19 protein-coding genes are annotated in these 21,173 nt (G+C 43.7%); 16 read left to right on the top strand and 3 right to left on the bottom strand.

Annotated elements, in window-relative coordinates; all coding sequences use genetic code 11:
• Positions 1-54: 54 nt before the first annotated feature.
• Positions 55-756 carry an acylneuraminate cytidylyltransferase family protein gene (locus tag F0P94_RS15900; protein WP_150904901.1) on the bottom strand — a complete coding sequence of 234 codons (702 nt, stop codon included), beginning with the start codon at positions 754-756 and terminating at the stop codon, positions 55-57.
• 129 nt (positions 757-885) lie between these two features.
• Between F0P94_RS15900 and F0P94_RS15895 the strand changes: the two genes are divergently transcribed.
• From F0P94_RS15895 to F0P94_RS15885, 3 genes are all read left to right on the top strand, one after another.
• Positions 886-1,899, top strand: coding sequence for an N-acetylneuraminate synthase family protein (locus tag F0P94_RS15895; protein ID WP_150904900.1), 1,014 nt, complete (start codon positions 886-888; stop codon positions 1,897-1,899).
• Complete coding sequence (gene neuC / locus F0P94_RS15890; protein ID WP_150904899.1) at positions 1,896-3,056, top strand: UDP-N-acetylglucosamine 2-epimerase; 1,161 nt, start codon at positions 1,896-1,898, stop codon at positions 3,054-3,056. The genes F0P94_RS15895 and neuC overlap by 4 nt, the downstream gene beginning before the upstream one ends.
• A 330-nt stretch (positions 3,057-3,386) precedes the next feature.
• Complete coding sequence (locus F0P94_RS15885; RefSeq protein WP_150904898.1) at positions 3,387-4,181, top strand: class I SAM-dependent methyltransferase; 795 nt, start codon at positions 3,387-3,389, stop codon at positions 4,179-4,181.
• Between the two features lie 27 nt (positions 4,182-4,208).
• Here F0P94_RS15885 and F0P94_RS15880 read toward each other — a convergent pair whose 3' ends face one another.
• Complete coding sequence (locus F0P94_RS15880) at positions 4,209-4,403, bottom strand: hypothetical protein (RefSeq protein WP_150904897.1); 195 nt, start codon at positions 4,401-4,403, stop codon at positions 4,209-4,211.
• Positions 4,404-4,587: 184 nt separating this feature from the next.
• Here F0P94_RS15880 and F0P94_RS15875 point away from each other — a divergent pair, with 184 nt between their 5' ends.
• The 13 genes from F0P94_RS15875 to F0P94_RS15815 all read left to right on the top strand — a co-directional run bounded on the left by F0P94_RS15875 (position 4,588) and on the right by F0P94_RS15815 (position 19,418).
• Positions 4,588-5,880: a polysialyltransferase family glycosyltransferase gene (locus F0P94_RS15875; protein ID WP_150904896.1), complete on the top strand. Its 1,293-nt coding sequence runs from the start codon at positions 4,588-4,590 to the stop codon at positions 5,878-5,880.
• On the top strand, positions 5,880-7,181 hold the full coding sequence (locus F0P94_RS15870) for a lipopolysaccharide biosynthesis protein (RefSeq protein WP_150904895.1): 1,302 nt from the start codon (positions 5,880-5,882) through the stop codon (positions 7,179-7,181). Before F0P94_RS15875 ends, F0P94_RS15870 begins: the two co-directional genes overlap by 1 nt.
• 173 nt (positions 7,182-7,354) lie before the next feature.
• A complete protein-coding gene (locus F0P94_RS15865; protein WP_150904894.1) occupies positions 7,355-8,251 on the top strand; it encodes a GNAT family N-acetyltransferase in 897 nt (298 codons plus the stop codon).
• 5 nt (positions 8,252-8,256) lie between these two features.
• The gene (locus F0P94_RS15860; RefSeq protein ID WP_150904893.1) at positions 8,257-9,153 is read left to right on the top strand and encodes a hypothetical protein; all 897 of its coding nucleotides are present in this window, start codon (positions 8,257-8,259) and stop codon (positions 9,151-9,153) included.
• A gap of 44 nt (positions 9,154-9,197) precedes the next feature.
• On the top strand, positions 9,198-10,370 hold the full coding sequence (locus F0P94_RS15855) for a glycosyltransferase (protein WP_150904892.1): 1,173 nt from the start codon (positions 9,198-9,200) through the stop codon (positions 10,368-10,370).
• 213 nt (positions 10,371-10,583) lie between these two features.
• Entirely contained in the window at positions 10,584-12,455 is a 1,872-nt protein-coding gene (gene asnB / locus F0P94_RS15850) for an asparagine synthase (glutamine-hydrolyzing) (protein ID WP_150904891.1), read from the top strand.
• A 3-nt stretch (positions 12,456-12,458) separates the two neighbouring features.
• Entirely contained in the window at positions 12,459-13,391 is a 933-nt protein-coding gene (locus F0P94_RS15845) for a polysaccharide deacetylase family protein (RefSeq protein WP_150904890.1), read from the top strand.
• 3 nt (positions 13,392-13,394) lie between these two features.
• Positions 13,395-14,231, top strand: coding sequence for a formyltransferase family protein (locus F0P94_RS15840; protein WP_150904889.1), 837 nt, complete (start codon positions 13,395-13,397; stop codon positions 14,229-14,231).
• A gap of 195 nt (positions 14,232-14,426) precedes the next feature.
• Positions 14,427-15,569: an acyltransferase family protein gene (locus tag F0P94_RS15835; RefSeq protein ID WP_150904888.1), complete on the top strand. Its 1,143-nt coding sequence runs from the start codon at positions 14,427-14,429 to the stop codon at positions 15,567-15,569.
• Between the two features lie 7 nt (positions 15,570-15,576).
• On the top strand, positions 15,577-16,725 hold the full coding sequence (locus tag F0P94_RS15830) for an acyltransferase family protein (protein WP_150904887.1): 1,149 nt from the start codon (positions 15,577-15,579) through the stop codon (positions 16,723-16,725).
• A gap of 7 nt (positions 16,726-16,732) precedes the next feature.
• Positions 16,733-17,962 carry a glycosyltransferase gene (locus F0P94_RS15825; RefSeq protein ID WP_150904886.1) on the top strand — a complete coding sequence of 410 codons (1,230 nt, stop codon included), beginning with the start codon at positions 16,733-16,735 and terminating at the stop codon, positions 17,960-17,962.
• Positions 17,962-18,657 (top strand): HAD family hydrolase, encoded by a 696-nt coding sequence (locus F0P94_RS15820; RefSeq protein ID WP_150904885.1) that lies wholly within the window; start codon positions 17,962-17,964, stop codon positions 18,655-18,657. Before F0P94_RS15825 ends, F0P94_RS15820 begins: the two co-directional genes overlap by 1 nt.
• A complete protein-coding gene (locus tag F0P94_RS15815; RefSeq protein ID WP_150904884.1) occupies positions 18,657-19,418 on the top strand; it encodes a hypothetical protein in 762 nt (253 codons plus the stop codon). The genes F0P94_RS15820 and F0P94_RS15815 overlap by 1 nt, the downstream gene beginning before the upstream one ends.
• A 276-nt stretch (positions 19,419-19,694) precedes the next feature.
• Here the strand turns inward: F0P94_RS15815 and F0P94_RS15810 are convergent, their stop codons facing one another.
• Positions 19,695-21,035 (bottom strand): hypothetical protein, encoded by a 1,341-nt coding sequence (locus tag F0P94_RS15810; RefSeq protein WP_150904883.1) that lies wholly within the window; start codon positions 21,033-21,035, stop codon positions 19,695-19,697.
• Positions 21,036-21,173: the final 138 nt, after the last annotated feature.

Below are 21,173 nucleotides of genomic sequence, written 5' to 3'. Positions count from 1 at the left end.
GTTAAAATCCGGACGGCAAATTACCGCTACTTTAAAAATTGCGCCTGCCTTTTATTATAAATTTATTTTGCCTGTGGAAACCAGGTAATGGAGGTATTCCAGATCCGCTGCCGAATCGATATTAACTCCTTCTTCCATTTCATAGGGTAAAGTTCTATTATCCAGTAATTTCCGGTTCTGCAGCATAAATTCCGTTCTTACAATGTAAATGGCTCCGTTTAATTTAAAAGCAGGTGGCATTTGCTGTCTGGGTATCTCTGATGAAGTGCCGTCAATAAAACTATTCAGAAATCCCTCCGGAGTAATCTTTTTTAATTTATAAGGGTGAGGCTCGATCAACCGGGAAACTGACACAATGCCTGAGGCGTCAGGCCGTGATCTGAGGATGTTGAGCATGTTACTAATATCCTCCGGACGGCGAACCGGAGAAGTAGGTTGCAGCAATACAACATAATCAAAATTTTTGCCCAGAGATTGCAATCGGGTAACAAGGTCGATCAGGGCATCTGCTGTTTTAGCGGAATCGGACGCTAATTCCGGACTTCTTAAACCAACAGATTCTGCACCGCAACTTTTGGCAATTTCTTCGTATAAGCCAGAGTCAGTACTGATGTAGGTTTCCGTTACGTGCGGGCATTTCAGACCAGTTTCAACAGCATAGCAGAGCAGGGCTTTCCCATTAATTAAATAGATGTTTTTATCCTTCACTCCTTTGGACCCACCCCGGGCCGGAACTACTGCCAGTACATTCTCCATGATCTAATTTCTGAAACCGATAGCCTTTTTAGCCTAAAACTAAAATTGCTGTTAAAGCTAATTTTACGCAAATATATAGTAATATTGTGGGTGTAGCCTTCCGGCTGATTCCCCCCGGAAGAAATTTTAATGCAGATTAATACCGTAGAAGTAATAGTGGAGATAGCCCAGGCCCATGAAGGAAGCCTGGGAATTCTGCACTCCTATATAGATGCTGTGGCCGAAACCGGCGCAGATGTTATAAAATTTCAGACCCATATTGCCGAAGCAGAGAGCAGTATCTTTGAACCCTTTCGGGTAAAGTTCTCGTATGAGGATGCCACGCGGTACGATTACTGGGAACGGATGGAGTTCTCGGAAGAACAGTGGGCAGGAATAAAGGAACATTGTGAGCGGGTAGGGTTGGAATTTATGAGTTCTCCTTTTTCTCAGGCAGCCGTAGATCTGCTGGAACGCCTCCAGGTAAAACGGTATAAAATAGCCTCCGGCGAGTTAAGCAACTTCTTAATGCTGGAAAAGATTGCCCGAACCGGCAAACCCATTATCCTTTCTTCCGGAATGGGTTCCTATGCCGAAATAGAACGTACCCTGAATTTTCTGAAACCCTTTGGCAACGAATTGTCGCTGATGCAGTGCACGACCGCTTACCCAACCCGGCCGGATCAGATTGGGCTGAACGTGATTACGGAAATGCAGGAAAAATATGGTTTGCGGGTTGGTTTATCCGACCATTCCGGTACCATTTTCCCATCGCTGGCAGCGGTAACTTTAGGAGCCGAACTGGTTGAAGTGCATGCTGTTTTCCATAAAAAAATGTTCGGGCCAGATACAGTGGCATCGCTTACCCCCGAAGAAATTAAGGAACTGGTACGCGGCGTGCGGTTTATTTCCGAATCCCGGAGTTGCACCATCGATAAAAGCCAGAATCAGCAATACGCCGAACTAAAAAAGATATTTGAAAAATCGCTTGCTATAAACAAGGCTTTGCCTGCTGGCCATGTGCTTACGGTAGAAGATCTGGAAAGTAAAAAACCGGCAAACCACGGGCTCCCTGCCACAGATTATAAATCCGTAATTGGGAAACGCCTGAAAAAGAATTTAGAAAAGTACGCCTTCCTCACTGCTGAGGATATTGAAGTATGAGAAAAAGAAATGTTTGTGTAGTTATTACCGCCCGCCCTAGTTACAGCAGAGTTAAAACCGCTTTACTTGCTATTCGCGAACACCCGGATTTAAACCTGCAGCTGGTAGTAGCTGCCTCCGCTTTGCTCGACCGGTATGGCAGCGTTGTAAAATATATAGAAGAAGACGGTCTTGAAATTACCCGGAAGATCTATACGGTACTGGAAGGCGAAAACCTGATCTCCATGGCTAAAACAACCGGGATCGGTATTTCAGAATTAGCCTCCGTGTTCGACGATCTGAAGCCGGATGTAGTGGTAACCATTGCCGACCGTTACGAAACCATTTCTACGGCGATTGCGGCCTCTTATATGAATATTCCCCTCGCTCATATTCAAGGCGGGGAAGTAACCGGTAATATTGACGAAAAGGTACGGCATGCCATTACCAAGTTGTCTGATATTCATCTGGTAACCACCCCAATGGCTGCCGAAAGGGTAATAAAAATGGGTGAAAATCCGGATAGTGTATACGTTACCGGTTGCCCGTCAATTGATTTGGCTGCTGAAGTAAAAGCAAATCCGGTACTGGATTTCGATCCTATTAAAAAATACGGAGGGGTTGGGGCTGATATTATAATTGAGCCGGGTAAATACCTGGTGGTCATGCAGCATCCGGTAACCACTTCGCATGAGCATGCGCAGGAAGAAATAAACGCGACCTTAAATGCTATACTGGAACTGGATATGCCTACTATGCTTTTCTGGCCAAACGTAGATGCCGGTTCTGATGGTACTTCACGCGCTATTCGTATTTTCAGGGAAAGGAATAGATCTAATAAGGTACATTTCTTTAAAAATATGAAAGGCACTGACTTTCTTCGCATTCTCAGTAATAGTCTTTGCCTGATCGGAAACTCAAGCGTTGGCATCCGCGAGTGTTCTTATTTAGGGGTGCCGGTAGTAAATCTGGGGAATCGCCAGAACAGACGTGACCGGGGAGCAAATGTGCTTGATGTACCTTACGACAAAGATGCCATTATAGCGGCAGTCCGGCAACAGATGGGGCAGGGCCAGTTTAAAAGCAGTTTCCTCTATGGCGATGGCAATGCAGGCAAATGTATTGCAGATGTTCTGGCAGTAGCTAAACTCGGGATCGAAAAGGTGCTCATGTACTAATCTTTTACAGGTTGAGAGGGGCAGGCCTTAACCCTGTCAGCAGGAAATTAGTCAGAATTAATCCGGGAAATTTTGCCTGGAAGCCCTTTGAGAATAGCAACGCATACAGGCAGGAAATACGCCTGGGCTGACAAATAACAGAGGCGGAAAAATAACGTGGAAAGTTTACAATATTTTTACCAGCTGGTCAGCACATAATTCTGGAGAATTCATTATTTTGTAATAATAATGGAGATTTGACTTAACAGATTGCTCCCGCCAGGGAGATTTCTGAATTTATTAATGGAAAAATAACATCTTAAAATAACTGTACTAAATTTTAACAAACTTATGGATCATTCCCGCTCCCTTGAATATCTTGTTAACGAAGGCTTAGGTAAATATATAAATTTAAACGCAGATGAAACCGCCGTGGTAAATGGCGAAGTGCAGAAGGTGATTCCCCCAAATGTAGATGACCTGGCCCGGATCCACCAACTGATCAGGAGCCGGAAATCCTTTACCGTACTGGAATTTGGGGTAGGATTTTCAACTATTGTAATTGCCGATGCTTTAAAGAAGAACAAGCTGGACTGGGAAACCCTGGAAAATAAACCGAAGATCCGCAACCGCTTTATGTTCCAATGCTTCTCGGTAGACTCTTCGGAATTATGGCTTAACACTGCCGAAAACCGGATGCATGAAGACCTGAAAGAATTCGTTAACTTTCATTTCAGTAAAGTGAAAATTGGTACTCACAACGGGCAATTGTGCCATTTTTACGAGAGCCTTCCGGACATTGTAGCCGATTTCATCTATCTCGATGGTCCGGATCCTAAAACCGTGGAAGGTAGTATAAACGGCCTTACCTTTAATTGCGAAGAAAGAACCGTAATGGCAGCCGATCTGTTGCTGATGGAACCGACTTTCCTGCCTGGTACATTTATTCTGCTGGATGGGCGCACCAATAACGCCCGTTTCTTGAAAAATAATTTTAAGCGGGAATACGAATTCTGCTGGGATAAGCGGGGCGATATTACCACGTTTGAATTAGTAGAGGAACGCCTGGGGAAGTATAACCTGCTTGGCTCCGATTTTTTTAAAGAGGAAGTTGCCCTGACCGGCACCCCAAAAATACCGGCCTAAGCATACAGAAATGATTTATTCCGCGTTTTATAGATCCACCGCCTTAGCTGGCAGATCTGTAAAATGCGGAATGTTGTCGTTTAAAGCAATTGCCTGTAGGAGAGGATCCTGTAAGTGAGTTATATTTTCCAGACGCTGCCGGATAAAGTTGTTTGAGATTACAGCAATATCGGAATAAATAAGATCAGTAGTCTGCTCAACAGCCCGGTAAGGGCTTTTCATGTTTTGCCGGTATTAGTAAATCCTCCTTACCAGCCCGGAAACCAGATCCCGAAACCTGATAAAGCAAGACCGGCCTGAATAGGTTAACGCTTTGCAAATTTTTAATAAGGCTGTGGAAGCAGGGGAGAGGAAAGTTCATAAAGCGAAAGCCGCCCAAGTAAAGTAGTAAGTACCCAAAGGTTGAATGAAAGAGAATAGTACCAAACAAACATTATTAATAGTAGGAGATTATAATCGTAACGATTTCCTGAGTATGTTTGATGATCTGAAAGATAGCTTCAATTTTTATTTCATCGAATTTGCCTCCGAAGCTGAAGTAACTTCCTTTAAATTCAAAGAATATGGGCAAAACGTTTTCTGGAAAGATTTTACCGATGCCTACGACCTGCTGGAGCAGCTTAAGCCCTCTAAAGTTGTTTACTTCTTTATTGAAAGCTATAATCATGTAGCGTTGAATGTTGCCTGCAAAGCCAAAGGGGTTTCCACCTACATCCTGGAACACGGGTTCCGGAATTCAAACATAGCAGAGCTTATTCATGTTGGCAGGAAGGAAAAATCCGTAAATGGAAAATTCTCTTTTTCTAAAATGAGCTTAAACCGGGTAAGCAGCATTTTCAGGAAATTAGTAAATATCAGTACCTTTCTTTTCTACTTCCGCACCGCGGTAAAATCGGAAACCCGGATCGCCGAGTTTTTATTGAAATACTACTGGGTTAGAAGCAGACGTTCTACCTTAGATACAATCCGGTTAATAGATTCGGATCTCCGCCGGGCCGATATTTATATATCTTTTAGCCCAGCTGTTTTTGACAGCTACAAACAGCTTGATGTATTAGCGGCCTCCCACCAGGTGCAGTTTATTGGGATTCCCTATTTCGATAAGTTCCATAAAGCGCTTCGGAAAGCCAACCCTGGACCAGGTAAGGAAAAAATTGCCCTGTTTGTCGATCATCCGCACGTTACAAAAGGGTTGTTCGGGTGGACCGAGGAAAATAAAGTGCAATTTATAGCTGAACTGGTAAAAGCCTGCACCGGGGAAGGTTATCGGTTGCTGATAAAATCCCATCCGTCAGGCCTTAAAGATCAGAACTGCTGGAAAAAGGTGATTGCAGGAAATTCTCAGGTGGAACTGATAGATCAGGAAACCCTGGAGGAGAACATTTCTGCCATCTCTTTGGTTTTAGGTTTCTATTCAACACTTTTATTGCCCCTGGCAGCTATTCCGGGCACAGTTTTATTTACCTTTGAGACGCATCCGGAACTGGACCCCGGGAAAGGATATTTGTCTGAGCATCTGGTTGAGAGTGGGGTAGGCCATCCGTTGTTGAAAGTGGAAGAGTTCAGGCAGGCAATAAAGGATCTGCACCTTTATAAAATTGAACAACAAAAAAATAAGGAGTCCTTTATTAATAAATGGATGTATAAATTCGACGGGCAGTCAGGCCAAAGGCTTCAGAATTTCTTACTGGTCAATTAATGAATCTTAAATTATTAAAATCCTTTTCCGTTTATACCATAGCAGGTTTTTTTGGAACGGGAGCCAATTTTTTGGTCTTACCTATTTTGTCCAGGTATTTAACTCCCATAGATTATGGGGTTCAGGCCATTATTAACTCCTATGTATTGATCCTGATCCCCCTGATCGGGATCGTAGCTTCGGGTTACCTCTCGGTAGAGTACTACAAAATGCCTGACAAAAAAGAGTATGCTTCTCTTTTTTCTTCGGTGCAGCTCATACCGGTAATTCCTTTTTTTCTTTTTTTCATCCTTTCAATACTGTTTCACGAACCACTCGGGAAGCTGATGGAAATTCCCGAAGGATCTACCTATATGACCTGGACCATTCCGCTCCTTGCCATCTTTACTATTTATATAGAGAGTTTCTTTGCTTACCTGGTTATCCGGAAACAGGCAAACCTTTATTTTATATTTAATATTACCCGCACCTTGCTGGAGATCCTGCTCACCATTTTGCTCATCGTAAAATTTGATATGGGCTGGCATGGCAGGATCTACGCCTGGCTGATCGCAACCGCGGTTTTCTTTCTTGTTTCCGCCATCTATTTCTACCGGCAAAACCTGTTTACATTCGATATTAAATTAAAATATTATAAAGCCGGTCTCTTATATGGGGCACCCTTAATTATCTATACGGTAGGTAAGTTCACCAGCGGTTATTCCGACAGGATCTTTATTGCCAATATTGTGGGCATTGGCGATGTTGGGTATTACAATATGGCCTATCAGATTGCCGGTATCATCCTTATTTTTATCAATGTTTTTCAAAAGGTTCATACCCCATTTGTATACGAAAGGCTGAACGAGTTAAATGAAAAAAGGAAGTTGGAGATCCTGCAGTTAAGCTATGCTTTTATGGGCTTACTGCTTTTTGCCTTTGTGGCGGTATCTGTGGCAAGCCCTTTTCTTTTCGGTAATTTTATCGACGAAAAATACCGCGATTCAATTCCCTATATTTCGTGGATATGCCTTAGCCACGTATTCTGGGGCGTCTTCCAGATATTTGCGGTATTTATTCAATTCTACAGGAAAAGCCAGTACATGGCCTATATTTCCATTGTAAATATTATTATCAATTTAATATTAAATTACTTCCTGATAACGGAATTCGGAGTAATAGGTGCCGCGTACGCTACCTGCATTTCTTATCTTATTTCGCTTGTGTTGGTTAGTTATTATACCAATAAACTGGTTGATCTGCCATGGCTCTCGTTCAGGCTGGTATACGATGGGTTTGTAAACAAGCTAAAGCGGGCTTAAGACTAAAAAGGTGCTGGATGGTGGTTAGCGAGTTAAACATTTATTTTAAACGGTAGGCTTTTTCCATAAAAAGTAGTACCTAGCCAGATCAATTAGCGCCGATGATACAGGCCGTTGGGAATAAAATTAATTGAAGCCGTTAAGAATTCAGGAATAAAAATAAACAAGGTTTTATGCCAGAGTATATTGTCAGAGAGCTTGATATTCACGAAAAGGATATAAACAATAATATAATATCGTTTCTGGAAGAGGCATTTGGGAAGGATATTGATCTAAGTAAGATCATCAGAAACACTTATACGCGGAACGGGAAAACGTTGTACCTGGGCGCCTTCCACAATGAAAGGTTAGTTGCTTTTAACTGTTTCATGGCCTTCGAATTTCAGTTTAATAATAAAACCGTATATGCTCATCAGAGCTGTTGGGCCGGCACCTCGCCTCAGTACCGGAAGAAAGGGCTTTTCTCCCTCCTTTATGATGAAGCTAAACGCATTTTATTAGACCGGGGCAGTGCTTTTATCTGGGGAGCAGGCAACAGCCAGTCACAGCCTATCCTTATCAATAAATTAGGCTTCAGAAAGATCGAGATGGTAAAGGTAGAGATCCCGGCAGCCTTCGGGGGAAAATTCTTTATTGATCATTATCTGAAGAAGTTAACGCAAGGGGCAGGTGTTAAGGTGAAGGATGCCTTCCTGCCCAATGAAGCGGAAGTGATGGAGCTGAAGTTAGGTGAGTTCGGGGAGGAAGTCAGAATACACGATCGCTACAATAATATTCTTTGGGGAAAAATTAAGCATAAGGAAAAGTTCGGGTTAAAATTGAAGTACCTGGCCGTTGGCGGTATGGTGGTTAATAAGCCGCATTTATTGCACATCCTGTTTAAGGAAATAGCAGCAAAAGAAAAAATTGATTATTTCCAGATCGTGGCAAATAAAACCAATACTTACCTTCATAATTTCCTGCATGTACGGCCAGCGGCTAATACCGAAGCCCTGGTGATCTATGATCTGGCCATGGATACCACAAACGCAAACTTTAATTTTTTTATTGGCATTAAGGACGTTTTTTAATTTTTATGAAGAACCTGATTAAAAAGAGTATATACAGCTTCTATCCCAAAGATTCCTTAAAGCCTTATAAATTAAAGCTGGGTTATATCTTTCATACCGAGCAGATCTATGACGATACTTATTTCTCCTGGCTACTTGAGTTTTGCAGTACTTATTATGAGATAACCGGGGCACGGGCTATTTGTGCTATAATTCCGCCTACCAATTATTTACTGGCCCAATCCTTAAAGGAAGCAGGCTTTTCGGAGAGTAATTTCGTGAGCCGGTTACGGGATATTGAAAAAGTTGCTACCCTTGGTTATCACGGGCATTTCTATAACAGCAAAACGCCAAAGGCCGAGTTTGCCATCCATTGCAACAGCTTCCAGTTAAAGCCACTCATAGAACAGGTAGAGGCCGATCTTAACTGGTTCCGGAAGCATAATATAGATCATAACGGCATTTATTCCGGCGGCTGGTGGTTCATGAATGCTTTTCTGGCAGATATGCTTATTACTAACGGCTTCCGGTTCGATTATACTTTTTCCCGGGCGCCTTACTTCTTTAATTTATTTTCGGACCAGATCATGTCAGAAAACCAGGTCCGGATCGGCGAATCGTTTTACCTGGAAAGTGGCAAAGGCAAAATGCTTTGTATCCAGAATTTTATTGGGGCACATGCCACGCCTTATGTAGAAGATTTCGACCGGAACCTGAAGAATTTATTTTCTCCGGAAAATGAAAATGGGCTGAACGTAGGAGTAATAAATTCCCACGACTACGACCTGGACCTTAAGAATACCTTAAAGTGTATCCGGCATCTGGTAACCGATGCCGGAGCTGAGTTCTTTTCTCATGATGGATTACGGGCTCTATCTGAACAACAGGCCCGGAAAACAGCTCTCCTGGACTTGAATAAGTAATAAGTAAGTACAGGTAAGGCTGGCAAGAATTTAACCGTAAAAAATTGGAAAGGAAACCTTCTGTTTGTTTTGTACTGCCATCTTTAACTTTGGGTGGAGCAGAGTTGCAGGCTGTCACCCAGGTGCATGCCTTAAAGGCCGATGGCTATGATGTTAGCCTGGCAGTGCTGTCGAATGTGATCGATAATTCCCTGCTGGAAAAGTTCGGACTTGGTAAAGAGAATGTCCTGATCCTCGATCAGCCGGATAATACGCCCTCATTCAAGGTTATTTTAAAATCCGAACTTTTTGGGTATCAGGTAGCCTCATTTCTAAAGAGGAAGGGCGTACAGGTGGCTATTGCTAATTTGCCCCTGGCGCATTTCATACTCCGGGTTACCAAGCTTATTGCGCCGCTTTTAGGCCTAAAGTTCAGGCTGATCAATTATCACCATTCGCTTCAGTACCAGGCCAACCCGGTAAACACTTTGGGAAAGAAAGTTTTTTATAAACTGAACCTGCTGCTGAGCAAGCGAACCGACGATACCAATATCTTTATTTCCAAAGCCTGTTTTCAGGATATAAATGAATTTATTCCGGCCGTAAACCCGGTCATCATTCATAACAGTGTTCCGTTCAATCCAACCTCTGCCGATCTGGCTGTGCAGTATTTGCGGGATAATGAAATAAAAAGCAATTACCTGATCGTGGTGCCGGGCCGGATCCATCCTTCCAAAGGGCACAAATTCTTTACAGATGCTTTTAAAACGTTCCTGGCCCAAAACAAGATCGAAGATCCCGGGCAGGTGCGGGTGGTTTTTGCCGGGGGCAGGTTACTGGAAGAAGAAGTGCGGCAGTACATTGTGGATCAGGGGCTTTCTTCCTTTATTCATGTAACCGGAAATATTGAGAACCCGCTTCTGCTTTCCTTTCTGAAGGTTGCCGATCTGGTAGTAATACCATCTATCCACGAAGGTTTTGGCAATATTGTAATTGAAGCCCTGATGCAGCAAGCGCTGGTTTTAGCCTCAGACGCCGGAGGTATTCCGGAGATCATCCGGCCTGATGAAAATGGTTTTATGTTTAAACGGTTAAATGCGGAAGAATTAGTTAGTAAACTCACCCAAGTTTACCAGGGAAAACTTGACGTGGACCGAGGCATGCTGTTAATGGATTTTCAGGAACGTTTTTCTTTTGAAACCCATATGAGCCGGTTGAAAGAAGTTATTGGCGGGTAATCCGGCTTGCCTGGCTGGATTTTAGTATGCCTTGTGCCTGAATTGGCACCCTGCTGCATGTTAACTATTGATTTCCGGTAGGGCTGCATTTACGATGGTACAGAACCAGACTTTTTATAGGCTTTACCCGGGACAAGGAATGCCGGTTAATCGGGTTGTTTATCTTTAAATAGGTGGTATTTTTGCAATTGCCTTTAAATTTCAGCGTTTTTTATGTGTGGTCTTGCCGGTTTTTTAACATTTTCCCAACAGTTTTCCAAAGATGATCTTCGAAAAATGTCCGGCTGTATTGCACATCGGGGACCGGATTCAGAAGGATTTTTTTATAATACCACCTGTGGGCTTGGGCACCGGCGACTAAGTATTCTGGATCTTTCGGAAGCGGCTAACCAGCCCTTCTTTTCTGCCAATGGGCGTTATGTAATGGTTTATAATGGCGAAGTTTACAACTACCAGGAAATTGCCGCGAAACTGAACGTGCCGCTTAAAACAACCTCCGATACGGAGGTTATCCTGGAGGCCTTTGCAAAATGGGGGCCTCAGTTTGTACATGAGCTCAACGGCATGTTTGCCATTGCCATTTACGATCAGGAAAAGGATGAGCTTTTTCTGTTCCGCGACCGAATGGGAATAAAGCCGGTATTCTTTTACCAGGATAGAACCGGTTTTGCCTTTGCCTCCGAACTAAAGGCCCTAACTAAAATAAAATACCTGCAGGGGAGACTGAGCCTGAATAAAGAGGCAATAAGCCAGTTCCTGTACGTAGGTTATATCGCCCGCCCGAATACTATTTACAACGAGATCCGGAAAATGGATTCCGGCTGCTATTTAGTAGTAAATAAGCAGGGGATGCGAAGTGAAGTTTACTGGCGTTTGGAAGACCAGGTTAAACCTGAACTGATCACTGATTTTAAAACAGCAAAGGAGCAACTGAAAGACCTGGTGCTGAGTTCGGTAAAATACCGGATGATCAGCGATGTTCCTTTCGGAACCTTCCTGAGCGGTGGCATAGATTCCAGCGTAGTTACGGCTGCCGCACAGTTTAATTCTGCCAAACCGGTTAAAACCTTTACCATAGACTTTAAAGAAGCCAAACATAGTGAGGCCCGGCATGCCCGGGAAGTAGCCCGGTATCTGGGAACGGAGCATTATGAGTTTATGGTTACCCAGAAAGAAGTGGTGGAATGGGCCGGTCAGATTCCCGATATTTACGATGAGCCTTATTCCGATTCATCTGCCATTCCTACCTTGCTGGTTTCTGAAATGGCCCGGCGCCACGTAACCATGACTCTATCCGGAGATGGCGGCGACGAAAGTTTTATGGGCTACAGTATGTACACCTGGGCCGACCGACTGGAAAATCCTTTCCTGAAGACTTTTCGGCGGCCGATCGGTACCCTTCTGGCAAAGCTGGGAAACCGGTACGAGCGTGCTTCTTTTCTTTTTAATTATCCGGATGAAAGCAAGAAAAGAAGCAATACCTTTTCGCAGGAACAGTACATGTTTACCGAAGCAGAAATTGCGCATTTGCTAACGCCGGACTTTCGGCAGGCACCTAGCATCCGGGAATTATGGGACGTTAAGGCGCGCAAGCTTTCCGTAATGGAGCAGCAGGCATTCTTTGACCTGAAGCAATACCTGCAGGACGACCTGCTGGTGAAAATAGACCGGGCCTCCATGCGGCATTCCCTCGAAACCCGGGTACCCCTGCTGGACTACCGGATCGTGTCATTTGCCCTGAACCTATCGCCGGAGCTGAAGCGGCATAAGGGCGTAAGCAAGTATTTACTAAAAGAAGTGCTCTACGATTTTGTGCCGCAGGAGTATTTTAACCGGCCCAAATGGGGTTTTAATATTCCGCTGGCTAACTGGCTCAAAACGGATCTACGGTTTTTAATAGAAGAGAATCTGAATGAAAAGGTTGTTAAACGGTTCGGAATTGTAAAATATGAAGTGGTAGCTGAGCTGCAGAAGCAATTCTTTGGTGGAAGGGACTTCCTGTTCAACCGTATTTGGCTTTTAATAATTTTGCACAAATGGCTTTTGCAGAATGAAGGAAATTTTAGCGGCTCTAATCCTGGTTAATTTATGAAGATAAAGATATTCCTTTTTCATAGGGTGAATCCGGAACGGGACCCGCTCTGGGACCCAATGGACCCGGAACACTTCCGGGAGATAATAGCATTTCTGAATAAACGTTATACCATCTTCCTGCTGGAAGACCTGGTTTATAATAAAGCGTTTTTTAAGCAGAACTTTAAGAAGCCGCTGGCTGCCGTAGTTTTTGATGATGGCTATAAGGATTTCCTGACCTATGCGGCGCCTATTCTGGAGGAGTATAAGACGCCCGCCAGCATGTACATTGTAACGGACTCTGCATCTACCGGCCGGCCGCCCTGGACCTATGTAGTGGATTATAGTTTTCTGAAAACCCGGCAGCGCAGCCTGAACTGGGAGACCGACCTGCTTCCGCCGGAGTTTGTGAAGGCAGGCTGGAATTCGGATGAAGAGCGTATCCGGTACGGGAAATTGATAAAGCCTGCCCTGAAAAAGCTGACCCATGACCAACGGACCCAATTGATCAGGCACCTGGAAAGCTGTTTTAGCGATGTAACTATTCCGGAAGGGCTGTTTATGAACTGGAATGAGATCCGTCAGATTGCCGGAGCAGGTTTTGAGGTAGGGAGCCATACGGTTTCGCACCCTTTACTGGCTACAATTGAAGACCAGGAGCTGCTTACCAGAGAGCTGGTGCTTTCCCGGCAAATTTTAAAAGAGGAGCTGGGAGAATATCCGGTAGCTATTTCCTATCCCGGCGGGTCTTATAACGAAACGGTAAAGAAAATATCGCAGAAAGCAGGTTATCAATTAGGGTTGGCAGTAAATCATCATGCTTACAACCCGGCAAAACAGGATCTTTTTGAAATTCCCCGGATCGAGCTCTATAACGAGAGCATGTTTAAAACCCGGCTGCGGATGGCGGAAGTAGTTACCAACATTAAGAAATTTTTGGGAAAGTAAAATATGAGGATAGTATTAGTAGCCGGCAATCAGCCCAACCAGAAAGCGCTGGCCAATAAAGTAGCCGCCGAATTTGAGCTGGCAGGGGTGGTTCTTGAAAAGAGCGCTCCACCTGTTAAAAAGGCGAGCCTGGAAAAAGTGCTGAAGAAATTAAAAGACCTGCTCTTCTTCAAACGCATTGCAGATGCCTGGAAAAGCCTGATGGCCTACTACAATGAAAAATATGCCGCCTTTCCGGCCGTTAAAACCTTTTTTACGGAAAGCGCCAACAGTCCGGAAACTTTTGAATTTATAAAAGCCTTAAAGCCCGACCTGATCATGATCTCAGGAACGAGCCTTATCCGGAAGCCTTTCTTTGAACTGAACCCGCCAAAAGGGATCGTTAATCTTCATACCGGGCTGTCGCCGTACGTGAAAGGCGGCCCGAACTGTACCAACTGGTGCCTGGCCAACAATGAATTCCACTTAATTGGAAATACCATTATGTGGCTTAGTGTAGGAATAGATTCCGGAAATATTATAACCACCGAATTTGTGGATTTTACCGGTAAAGAAGATCTGAATGCCATTCACCGGAAAGTTATGGAAGATGCGCATGCGCTGTACCTGAAAGCCCTGAGACTGATCCGAAAAGATGCATCCCGTGTGCCTTCCATTAAACAGGCTGAAATTACAAAGGGAGCGCTTTATACCAATAAAATGTGGACAGAAGATAAAAAAAGAGCCCTGCTGAGCAATATAAAAAACGGAAGGTTCAATAAAGTAATTAATTCGGAAGAGTTCAAAAGCCGAAGAGCCTCAATTAAAACGGTACCTTTGCCAGCCGTTAGCGGATCCTGATTTTCCACGTTGGTACCCCTTTTCGAGACAAAGTACATGAAGTTTCAGGGAAGGCTTTTAGAGTCACTTAAGGTTGATCCGGAAAAAGGACATGCAGGGGGTAAAGGCGGTACGAACTTTAATTAAGACATTTAAAAAAACAGGGGCCAGCCAATTTAATTTAATCTACTTACCTGAACAACATAGATATTTTTAATGCTATCAAATGAAAAAATGCCGCTGTTGCACGCCGTAAGGGGCTTTGCTGCCTTTTATGTTGTTGTGTTCCATGCAAAATATGCGCTTTGGTCCGGGGGGAAGGATTACATTTCGAAGTTCCCGCGTAGTGAATGGGGGATTTTTGATTATCTGACCTTCGCGCTGGATATGTTGAGCGCAAATGGCACCGCTATGGTAATCGTTTTTTTTGTTCTATCGGGTTTCTTTATTGCTTATAGTTTCGATAAAAATGCATGGCCGCTTAAAGACTTTTTTATTAACAGGGCCATCCGCATTTATGTGCCTTTCCTGTTTTCAGTTTTGCTTGCCGTGGGGGTGCTTTGGGTCATTAAAGAAACCAATCCGGTACTTACCGAACCCAATGTAGACCGGCAGTTTAATAACCGGATTGCGGCAGCCTTTACTAACCTGAATTTTGCCGGAGTGGTTAGTTCCCTGTTTTTTCTTCCTTACGGTCAGAATAAATATATCGGGTTTAATATGGTATACTGGTCGCTTTTATATGAGGCCATTTTCTATTTGCTGATCCCCGTTACTATTAATCGTTTAAAGCCATATCTGCTTATTTCGATCGGTGCACTTTTTATCTCTTCTTTCTATCGCACAGACTTCCCGCTGCTGCGGTATTTCCTGGAGTTCAGTATTTATTTTGCCGCCGGGTTGAGCCTGTTTCACTACATGAAAGCGAACCCCGGCAAGAAACCAATGCCGGAAACGCTTCTGCAACTGGTAATGATAGCTTTGTTTTTAGCTACCGTACTTTTTGGTTTGCTCGATTGGATCCGCTGGGGCCATATTCTGGCTGGTGCTTTAAGTATACTCCTTATTATCTATATTATTAACTATGATGTGCGGGAGAATCTGGTAATCAGGTTCTTTAAAAAGCTGGGAGTGATCAGCTATACTTTATACCTGATCCATTTTCCGATACTGATCTTGCTTTATTCCATGCTGAATAAAATAACCGGGGTTTTTGTGTTTTATGACAGGATATACTGGATAGGAGTTGCTATAGCTACCCTGGTTTCCTTTCCACTTTACGCCTTAATAGAAGAAAAATCGATAAGGGTAATTTCTACTCTCAAAAAGAAAAAATTGGCTTCTAAAAAAGCTGTTTAAAATTCAGATGCTTTCAGTTAATAAACTTACCCTCCTGCATGCTATCCGGGGCTTTGCTGCATTTTATGTTGTAGTGGCGCACGCTAAGTTCCCCTTGTGGAGCGGAGGAAAGGCTTATCTGGAAAAATTTCCGCGGGAAAGCTGGACCATAGCCGATTACCTGCTTTTTGCCCTGGATATGTTAAGTTCCAATGGAACGGCCATGGTAATTGTGTTTTACGTTTTATCAGGCTTTTTTATAGCCTATAGCTTCGATAAGAACAATTGGTCGCTAAGACGGTTTTATACCAACAGGCTTGTCCGGATCTACCTTCCCTTTTTGGCATCGATGATCTTTGCGGTGGGGGTGCTGCATTTCCTGGCAAATTTCCTTCCTTCTGCTTATAATTCCCCGGTGGCTACCGAATTTTCGGTTAGCCTGAAAGAAGCGTATTCGCTGCTGAATCTGAAGTCTGTTCTTTTAGGGCTTGCTTTTCTTCCAAACGGAAACCAGTATATAGGGTACAATTTCCCTTATTGGTCCTTGCTGTACGAAGGAATCTTTTACCTGATTGCACCCTGGGTGATCCGCTTTCCGAAAAGCTATCTGGGCATTTCAGTCATTGGTTTCCTTTGCCCTTACTTATTTGGCTTCCATCCTAAGGTTAATCCATTTGTACATTTCATTTCTGAATTCAGCATTTTCTTTGCTATCGGCATTTGCACTTACTGGTTAGTGAAAAAGCAGACCGGCCTTTCCCGCATCAGGCCGCTGGCACTTACCCTTAGCCTGGGAGTAATGTTTCCGTTAATTATCGGTTTAGGCGTAGCTGGCTATTATCAACCCAGCTTTTTATTGGCCGGCTTGTTTGCTTCCGGACTAATTTACCTCTTCCTGCATTTTTCCGTTCCGGATAATATCGTTATCCGGTTCTTCAAAGAAATGGGTAAAATAAGTTATACGTTATACCTGTTCCACTTCCCGGTTCTCATCCTGGTATTCGGAATTATTCATAAAATAACCGGAAAATACTTATTTTACGACCGCATTTACTGGATCGGCGTATTAGCGGCGGTACTGGTATCTTACCCGGTTTATTACCTGGTAGAAGAAAAGTCGCTAAAAGCTATTTCCAGACTAAAGAAAAAGCCGGCTCCGGCGCCGGTGCTTAAATAAATTTAAAGTGAAAAACGAAAATAAGAATATCCTTTACCTTTCCTACGACGGCATGACCGACCCTTTGGGGCAATCGCAGGTGCTGCCTTATATTGTTGGTTTGTGCGGGAAGGGCTATAAATTCACCCTGATCTCCTGCGAGAAAAAAGAGCGCTTCGAAAAGAACCGGGCCATTATCGAAGCCATTTGCAAAGAGCACGATATTGACTGGCAGCCGATACCATTCAGTACAAAACCGCCCATTCTGGCCAAGTACTACGATATTTACAAAATGGAGCAGAAGGCAGTAGAGCTTCATAAAAGAAAGAATTTTGCCATGACCCATTGTCGCAGCTACATAAGCGCGGCTATTGGCGAGAAGCTTAAAAAGCGCTTTGGGGTGAAATACTTTTTCGATATGCGGGGCTTCTGGGTAGACGAGCGGGTAGACGGCGGCATGTGGAACCTGAAAAACCCTTTCTTCCGGACGGCCTATAATTATTACAAAAAGCAGGAAGCCGGCTACATTGCCAATGCCGACATGATCGTGAGCCTTACCGAGGCCGGAAAACGCGAAATTCAAAAGTGGGGCAGCTACCGGCAGGCGCCCATCGGGGTTATTCCCTGCAGCGCCGATTTCGAGCTATTTTCATTGGTAGATTCCGAGCGCAAAACTGCCGCCCGCAAACTGCTGGGCTTTTCCGACGATACGCTGGTTATCAGTTACCTGGGCTCCATCGGAACCTGGTACATGCTGGATGAAATGCTGGAACAGTATGCTCTGATCCGGAAAAAGTATGCCAATGCCAGATTCCTGTTCATTACTCCCGAGCCACCGGAAATGGTATACGAGCGGGCTGAAAAGTTCGGGCTGGCAAAAGAGGAATTCGTGATCAAGTTTGCCAAACGAAACGAGGTACCGGTTTTTGCCGCCGCCTCCGATATTAACCTGTTCTTTATTAAGCAGAGTTATTCCAAAATTGCCAGTTCGCCAACCAAACTGGGAGAGATCCTGGCCCTCGGCGTACCGGTTATCTGTAATTCCAAAGTGGGCGATGTGGCGGAAATTATTGAGTTCACCGATTCGGGTATTGCCATCGAAGACTTCAATCAGGAAAGCTATGAGCGAGTGGTAAACCATATTCCGGAATTATTGAGAAAAGATCCTGCATCCATCAGGCAAAATGCCACCGATTATTACCACCTCGACAATGCCATTGAGAAGTATTACGAGCTTTATAAAACGGTACTGAATTAATGGAAAAACCTGTTAACCATAAGGCAACGGAACCCGAATTGTTTGTTTTCGATATCTGCGATACCCTTTTTTATTCCAATACCACGTTCGATTTTATAAAGTTCGTGCTGCAGAAGAAAGGCTGGGGCGGCAAACTGCGTCAGTTCGATCTATATACGAAAAGAACTTCTCCCGTATTTATTGGCCTTTATTTCTTCCAGAAGTTCTCGAAAGAAGACTGGCCTAAAAAGTTGTGTCTGCGGCTGCTGAAGGGAGTGTCTAAAAAGGAGCTTTACCAGCTTGGCGAGGCTTTTGAAAAGCAGTTTCTGGCTTCGCGCATGGTAGAAAAAACCCACCAGATGCTACGCCAACTTCGGAAGGAAGGCAAAACCGTTGTCTTGATTTCCGCCAGCATCGATCCGGTGGTCGCGGCCATTGCCAACGCCCTGGCAGTAGATTACCGGTGCTCTGAACTGGCTTATGATAGCCAGGGGAATTTTACCGGCGACCTTCAATGGGAAATGACGGGGCAGAAGCTGGTAGCGCTGCGTAAAATGCTTTCTTCGGAAGATGCGCCGTTTGCCGTGGCAACCGATAATTTCTCGGACCGTGGTCTGGTAGAGGCGGCCTGCCACCGCTTTGTGGTGGTGTACAATGAAAAAGCCCTGAACTTCTGGCAGGACCTGCAGCCGGAATTTATAAAACTTTACTCCTGATGAATACGCTTAAATTCTTATTGCCCTTCAGTTATTTTTTCCGGAGCCGCCTGCAGGCTGCTAAAGACATAATTTTCCATTTTTACTACGAATGGTTGTTGGCCTTTATGCTGCTTTTTTACTTTTCGGGCTACAACCTGTGGGTAAGCGTGGAACAGTTCCTGCTGGCCTACTTTGCATTTATCGCCATCTACGAGATCGGTTACCTGGGCAACGATGTGTACAGTGTACGCCACGAAACCGACCCGCGGCTAAGGGTAAAGAACTTTAACCCCAGCAACCTGCAGCTTACCATCTGGATCGTTTTCCGGATCGCAGTATTTCTTTCCATCACCCATTACCTCGGGCTGCTGGATAATTACATCTGGTGGTTTTTTTATGCTACTATCGTACTGTTTTTCTACCTGCACAATGTACTTAAACAGAAAGAGCTGAAAACGTTTACCTTTATTAATCTGGCTTTTACGCGTTTCCTGGCCCCGATCTTTATTTTTCTCAGCGCCGACCAGCTCTGGATGATCGTGCCTTCCATTCTGATCTGCTATGTGCTTTACCGTACGCTCACCTATATGGATAGCAAGAAACTGCTGAACATGCCTTCCCGCACCAAGCCGGCTTTTAAAGTAAATTATTATCTGCTAATTGGCGGGGTTAGTTTATTGCTTACAGTAATGGTCAATTCCTATATCCCGGTACTTATAAACGGTTATTACCTGCTTTTCTGGCTGGCATTTTTCGCGAAGGAGAAAGTAAGAGGCTAGTCATACCAAACCAGGCTCAGTTATGCTAATGTATCCGAGGGCTGCCACCTGGCAGCCTTTTTTCCTGCCTGGAAAGAAAATAAGCTATGAAATAAATAAAGTTCTGTTGAGGCACAGAACCAGGAAACCATTCTTGCGCGATTTATGCGCATAAATCGCGCAAGAATGGTTTCAGATATTAAACTATTAAAAAAATCACCCTCAGAAGCTGGTTAAACAGGCTTTTAAGGGTGATTTGGTGTTTTCAGCGGTAACCTTGACTTGCCCCCCGGAGATTTAGCGAACAGCCGCTAGTTTTAATCTTCTTTTTCGTGCTAATGCCGCTTCTTTTACTTTGGCTTCCATTATATATAAAGCCGAAAGGTAGAAAGGCATAAATGGAATTTTATACCGAACCAGGGTACCGAAGTTTCCGCTGTTCAATCCTACTGCTAAAGCCATAACCAGGGAGAAGATCATACAAAAAAGTACAATTGGCTCACCGGCCATCATTTTCAGGGTTTTTAAAACCCCGACCCTGAAAAATATTCTAAGGGTAACAAAAAGAAAGAGGAAGGCTTCCAATGCCGACAAGAGCATAAAGGGGTTTCTTACCTCCCACATGTATGGTCGAAATAATGCAACATTAATAGCCTGAGGAGCGGCCTGAAGGGTTCCTGCCATTGTTCCATCGAGGCCGCTAATATTATAGCCAGAGCCGGATTCTACCATTTCTGTTAAGAATTCATTATTTATTTTAGTTGTTTCTGCCAGCTTATCAACATCATATCGCTTATCGCCAGCCGTTAAAGTTGTTGCTGCAATATAAGCGCCAAGGCCACCCACTGCTAAAAAAACAGGTTTCGCCAGAATTCTTATCGCTTTTGTTTTAATCAGTTTGCTATTCTCATTGAAGACCCATAATAAGGCAGGAGGTAAAAATGAAAGTAATATATATACCTTAACAATGTAGATGAGATATCCGGAAAGCAAAATGCATACAGCTGAATAAAACAGACGCCTCTTTTCAATAGCAAAAGTATAAAAACCATAAAAGAGCCAGCCTAAAGCTCCAAGGGTAAGACTATCTTTCATTAAACCTGATCCCCAGAACACTACTGATGGCAGGAATAAAACCGCAATGGCAAATTCTTTGGTAAGTTTAGGATAAAGCTTTAAAAAAGTGCGATATGCTGCCCATACACCCGAAAAGCTAAAAAATGCAAAAAACAATGCGGCCACCGTGTAACTACCAAAGCCAAGGAAGCTGAATACAGTCGTAAATTTAATCACCATGTATTCGGCCGGAGAATGGTACCATTTTATTCTGGATGCGTATTCAAAAGTTTCCGGATCAAATTCACCATTGGCCAGCAAAAGCTTTATTCCAACCATGAAATCGGTTGTTAAAGCTTCATAAATCACCTTACTTAATTTATAGTACCGCTGGGTGTCTCCCCCGAAGTAGTAAAAATGGTAGATAAGCCCCAGAGTAATTGCACCTGCAAATTTCAGGGTTAAGGCAAGTATAAAATACTTCTTTGTTTGAGGGGTGGTAACCTTCGACCGGACAGCATAAGCGATTCCATACAGGATGGCCAGGTACAGGGGCCCCAAAAAGAAGTCATATGCATTCATTATTTATTTTCTAAAAGGATTCAGAATCAAACTCTAAAGTTCCGTTATAAATTTCTATCTAAAAAGTACACCGGTCAATTGTTTTTAATTCAATTCAAATAAAATTATTATGTAAATTGTTGTTGTTTATAAGCGCAT

The sequence above is a fragment of the Adhaeribacter soli genome (assembly GCF_008727925.1).
Lineage (GTDB): Bacteria > Bacteroidota > Bacteroidia > Cytophagales > Hymenobacteraceae > Adhaeribacter_A > Adhaeribacter_A soli.
The sequence above is the reverse complement of the archived record's forward strand: the minus strand, read 5'-3'. Positions and strand labels throughout refer to the sequence as shown.

Coding starts and splice junctions, on each gene's coding strand:
- F0P94_RS15865 (WP_150904894.1), top strand. CDS start 7,355: ATGCCAGAGTATATTGTCAGAGAGCTTGATATTCACGAAAAGGATATA.
- F0P94_RS15880 (WP_150904897.1), bottom strand. CDS start 4,403: ATGAAAAGCCCTTACCGGGCTGTTGAGCAGACTACTGATCTTATTTAT.
- F0P94_RS15840 (WP_150904889.1), top strand. CDS start 13,395: ATGAGGATAGTATTAGTAGCCGGCAATCAGCCCAACCAGAAAGCGCTG.
- F0P94_RS15845 (WP_150904890.1), top strand. CDS start 12,459: ATGAAGATAAAGATATTCCTTTTTCATAGGGTGAATCCGGAACGGGAC.
- F0P94_RS15870 (WP_150904895.1), top strand. CDS start 5,880: ATGAATCTTAAATTATTAAAATCCTTTTCCGTTTATACCATAGCAGGT.
- F0P94_RS15820 (WP_150904885.1), top strand. CDS start 17,962: ATGGAAAAACCTGTTAACCATAAGGCAACGGAACCCGAATTGTTTGTT.
- F0P94_RS15815 (WP_150904884.1), top strand. CDS start 18,657: ATGAATACGCTTAAATTCTTATTGCCCTTCAGTTATTTTTTCCGGAGC.
- F0P94_RS15895 (WP_150904900.1), top strand. CDS start 886: ATGCAGATTAATACCGTAGAAGTAATAGTGGAGATAGCCCAGGCCCAT.
- F0P94_RS15830 (WP_150904887.1), top strand. CDS start 15,577: ATGCTTTCAGTTAATAAACTTACCCTCCTGCATGCTATCCGGGGCTTT.
- F0P94_RS15885 (WP_150904898.1), top strand. CDS start 3,387: ATGGATCATTCCCGCTCCCTTGAATATCTTGTTAACGAAGGCTTAGGT.
- F0P94_RS15875 (WP_150904896.1), top strand. CDS start 4,588: ATGAAAGAGAATAGTACCAAACAAACATTATTAATAGTAGGAGATTAT.
- F0P94_RS15810 (WP_150904883.1), bottom strand. CDS start 21,035: ATGAATGCATATGACTTCTTTTTGGGGCCCCTGTACCTGGCCATCCTG.
- F0P94_RS15835 (WP_150904888.1), top strand. CDS start 14,427: ATGCTATCAAATGAAAAAATGCCGCTGTTGCACGCCGTAAGGGGCTTT.
- neuC (WP_150904899.1), top strand. CDS start 1,896: ATGAGAAAAAGAAATGTTTGTGTAGTTATTACCGCCCGCCCTAGTTAC.
- asnB (WP_150904891.1), top strand. CDS start 10,584: ATGTGTGGTCTTGCCGGTTTTTTAACATTTTCCCAACAGTTTTCCAAA.
- F0P94_RS15900 (WP_150904901.1), bottom strand. CDS start 756: ATGGAGAATGTACTGGCAGTAGTTCCGGCCCGGGGTGGGTCCAAAGGA.
- F0P94_RS15860 (WP_150904893.1), top strand. CDS start 8,257: ATGAAGAACCTGATTAAAAAGAGTATATACAGCTTCTATCCCAAAGAT.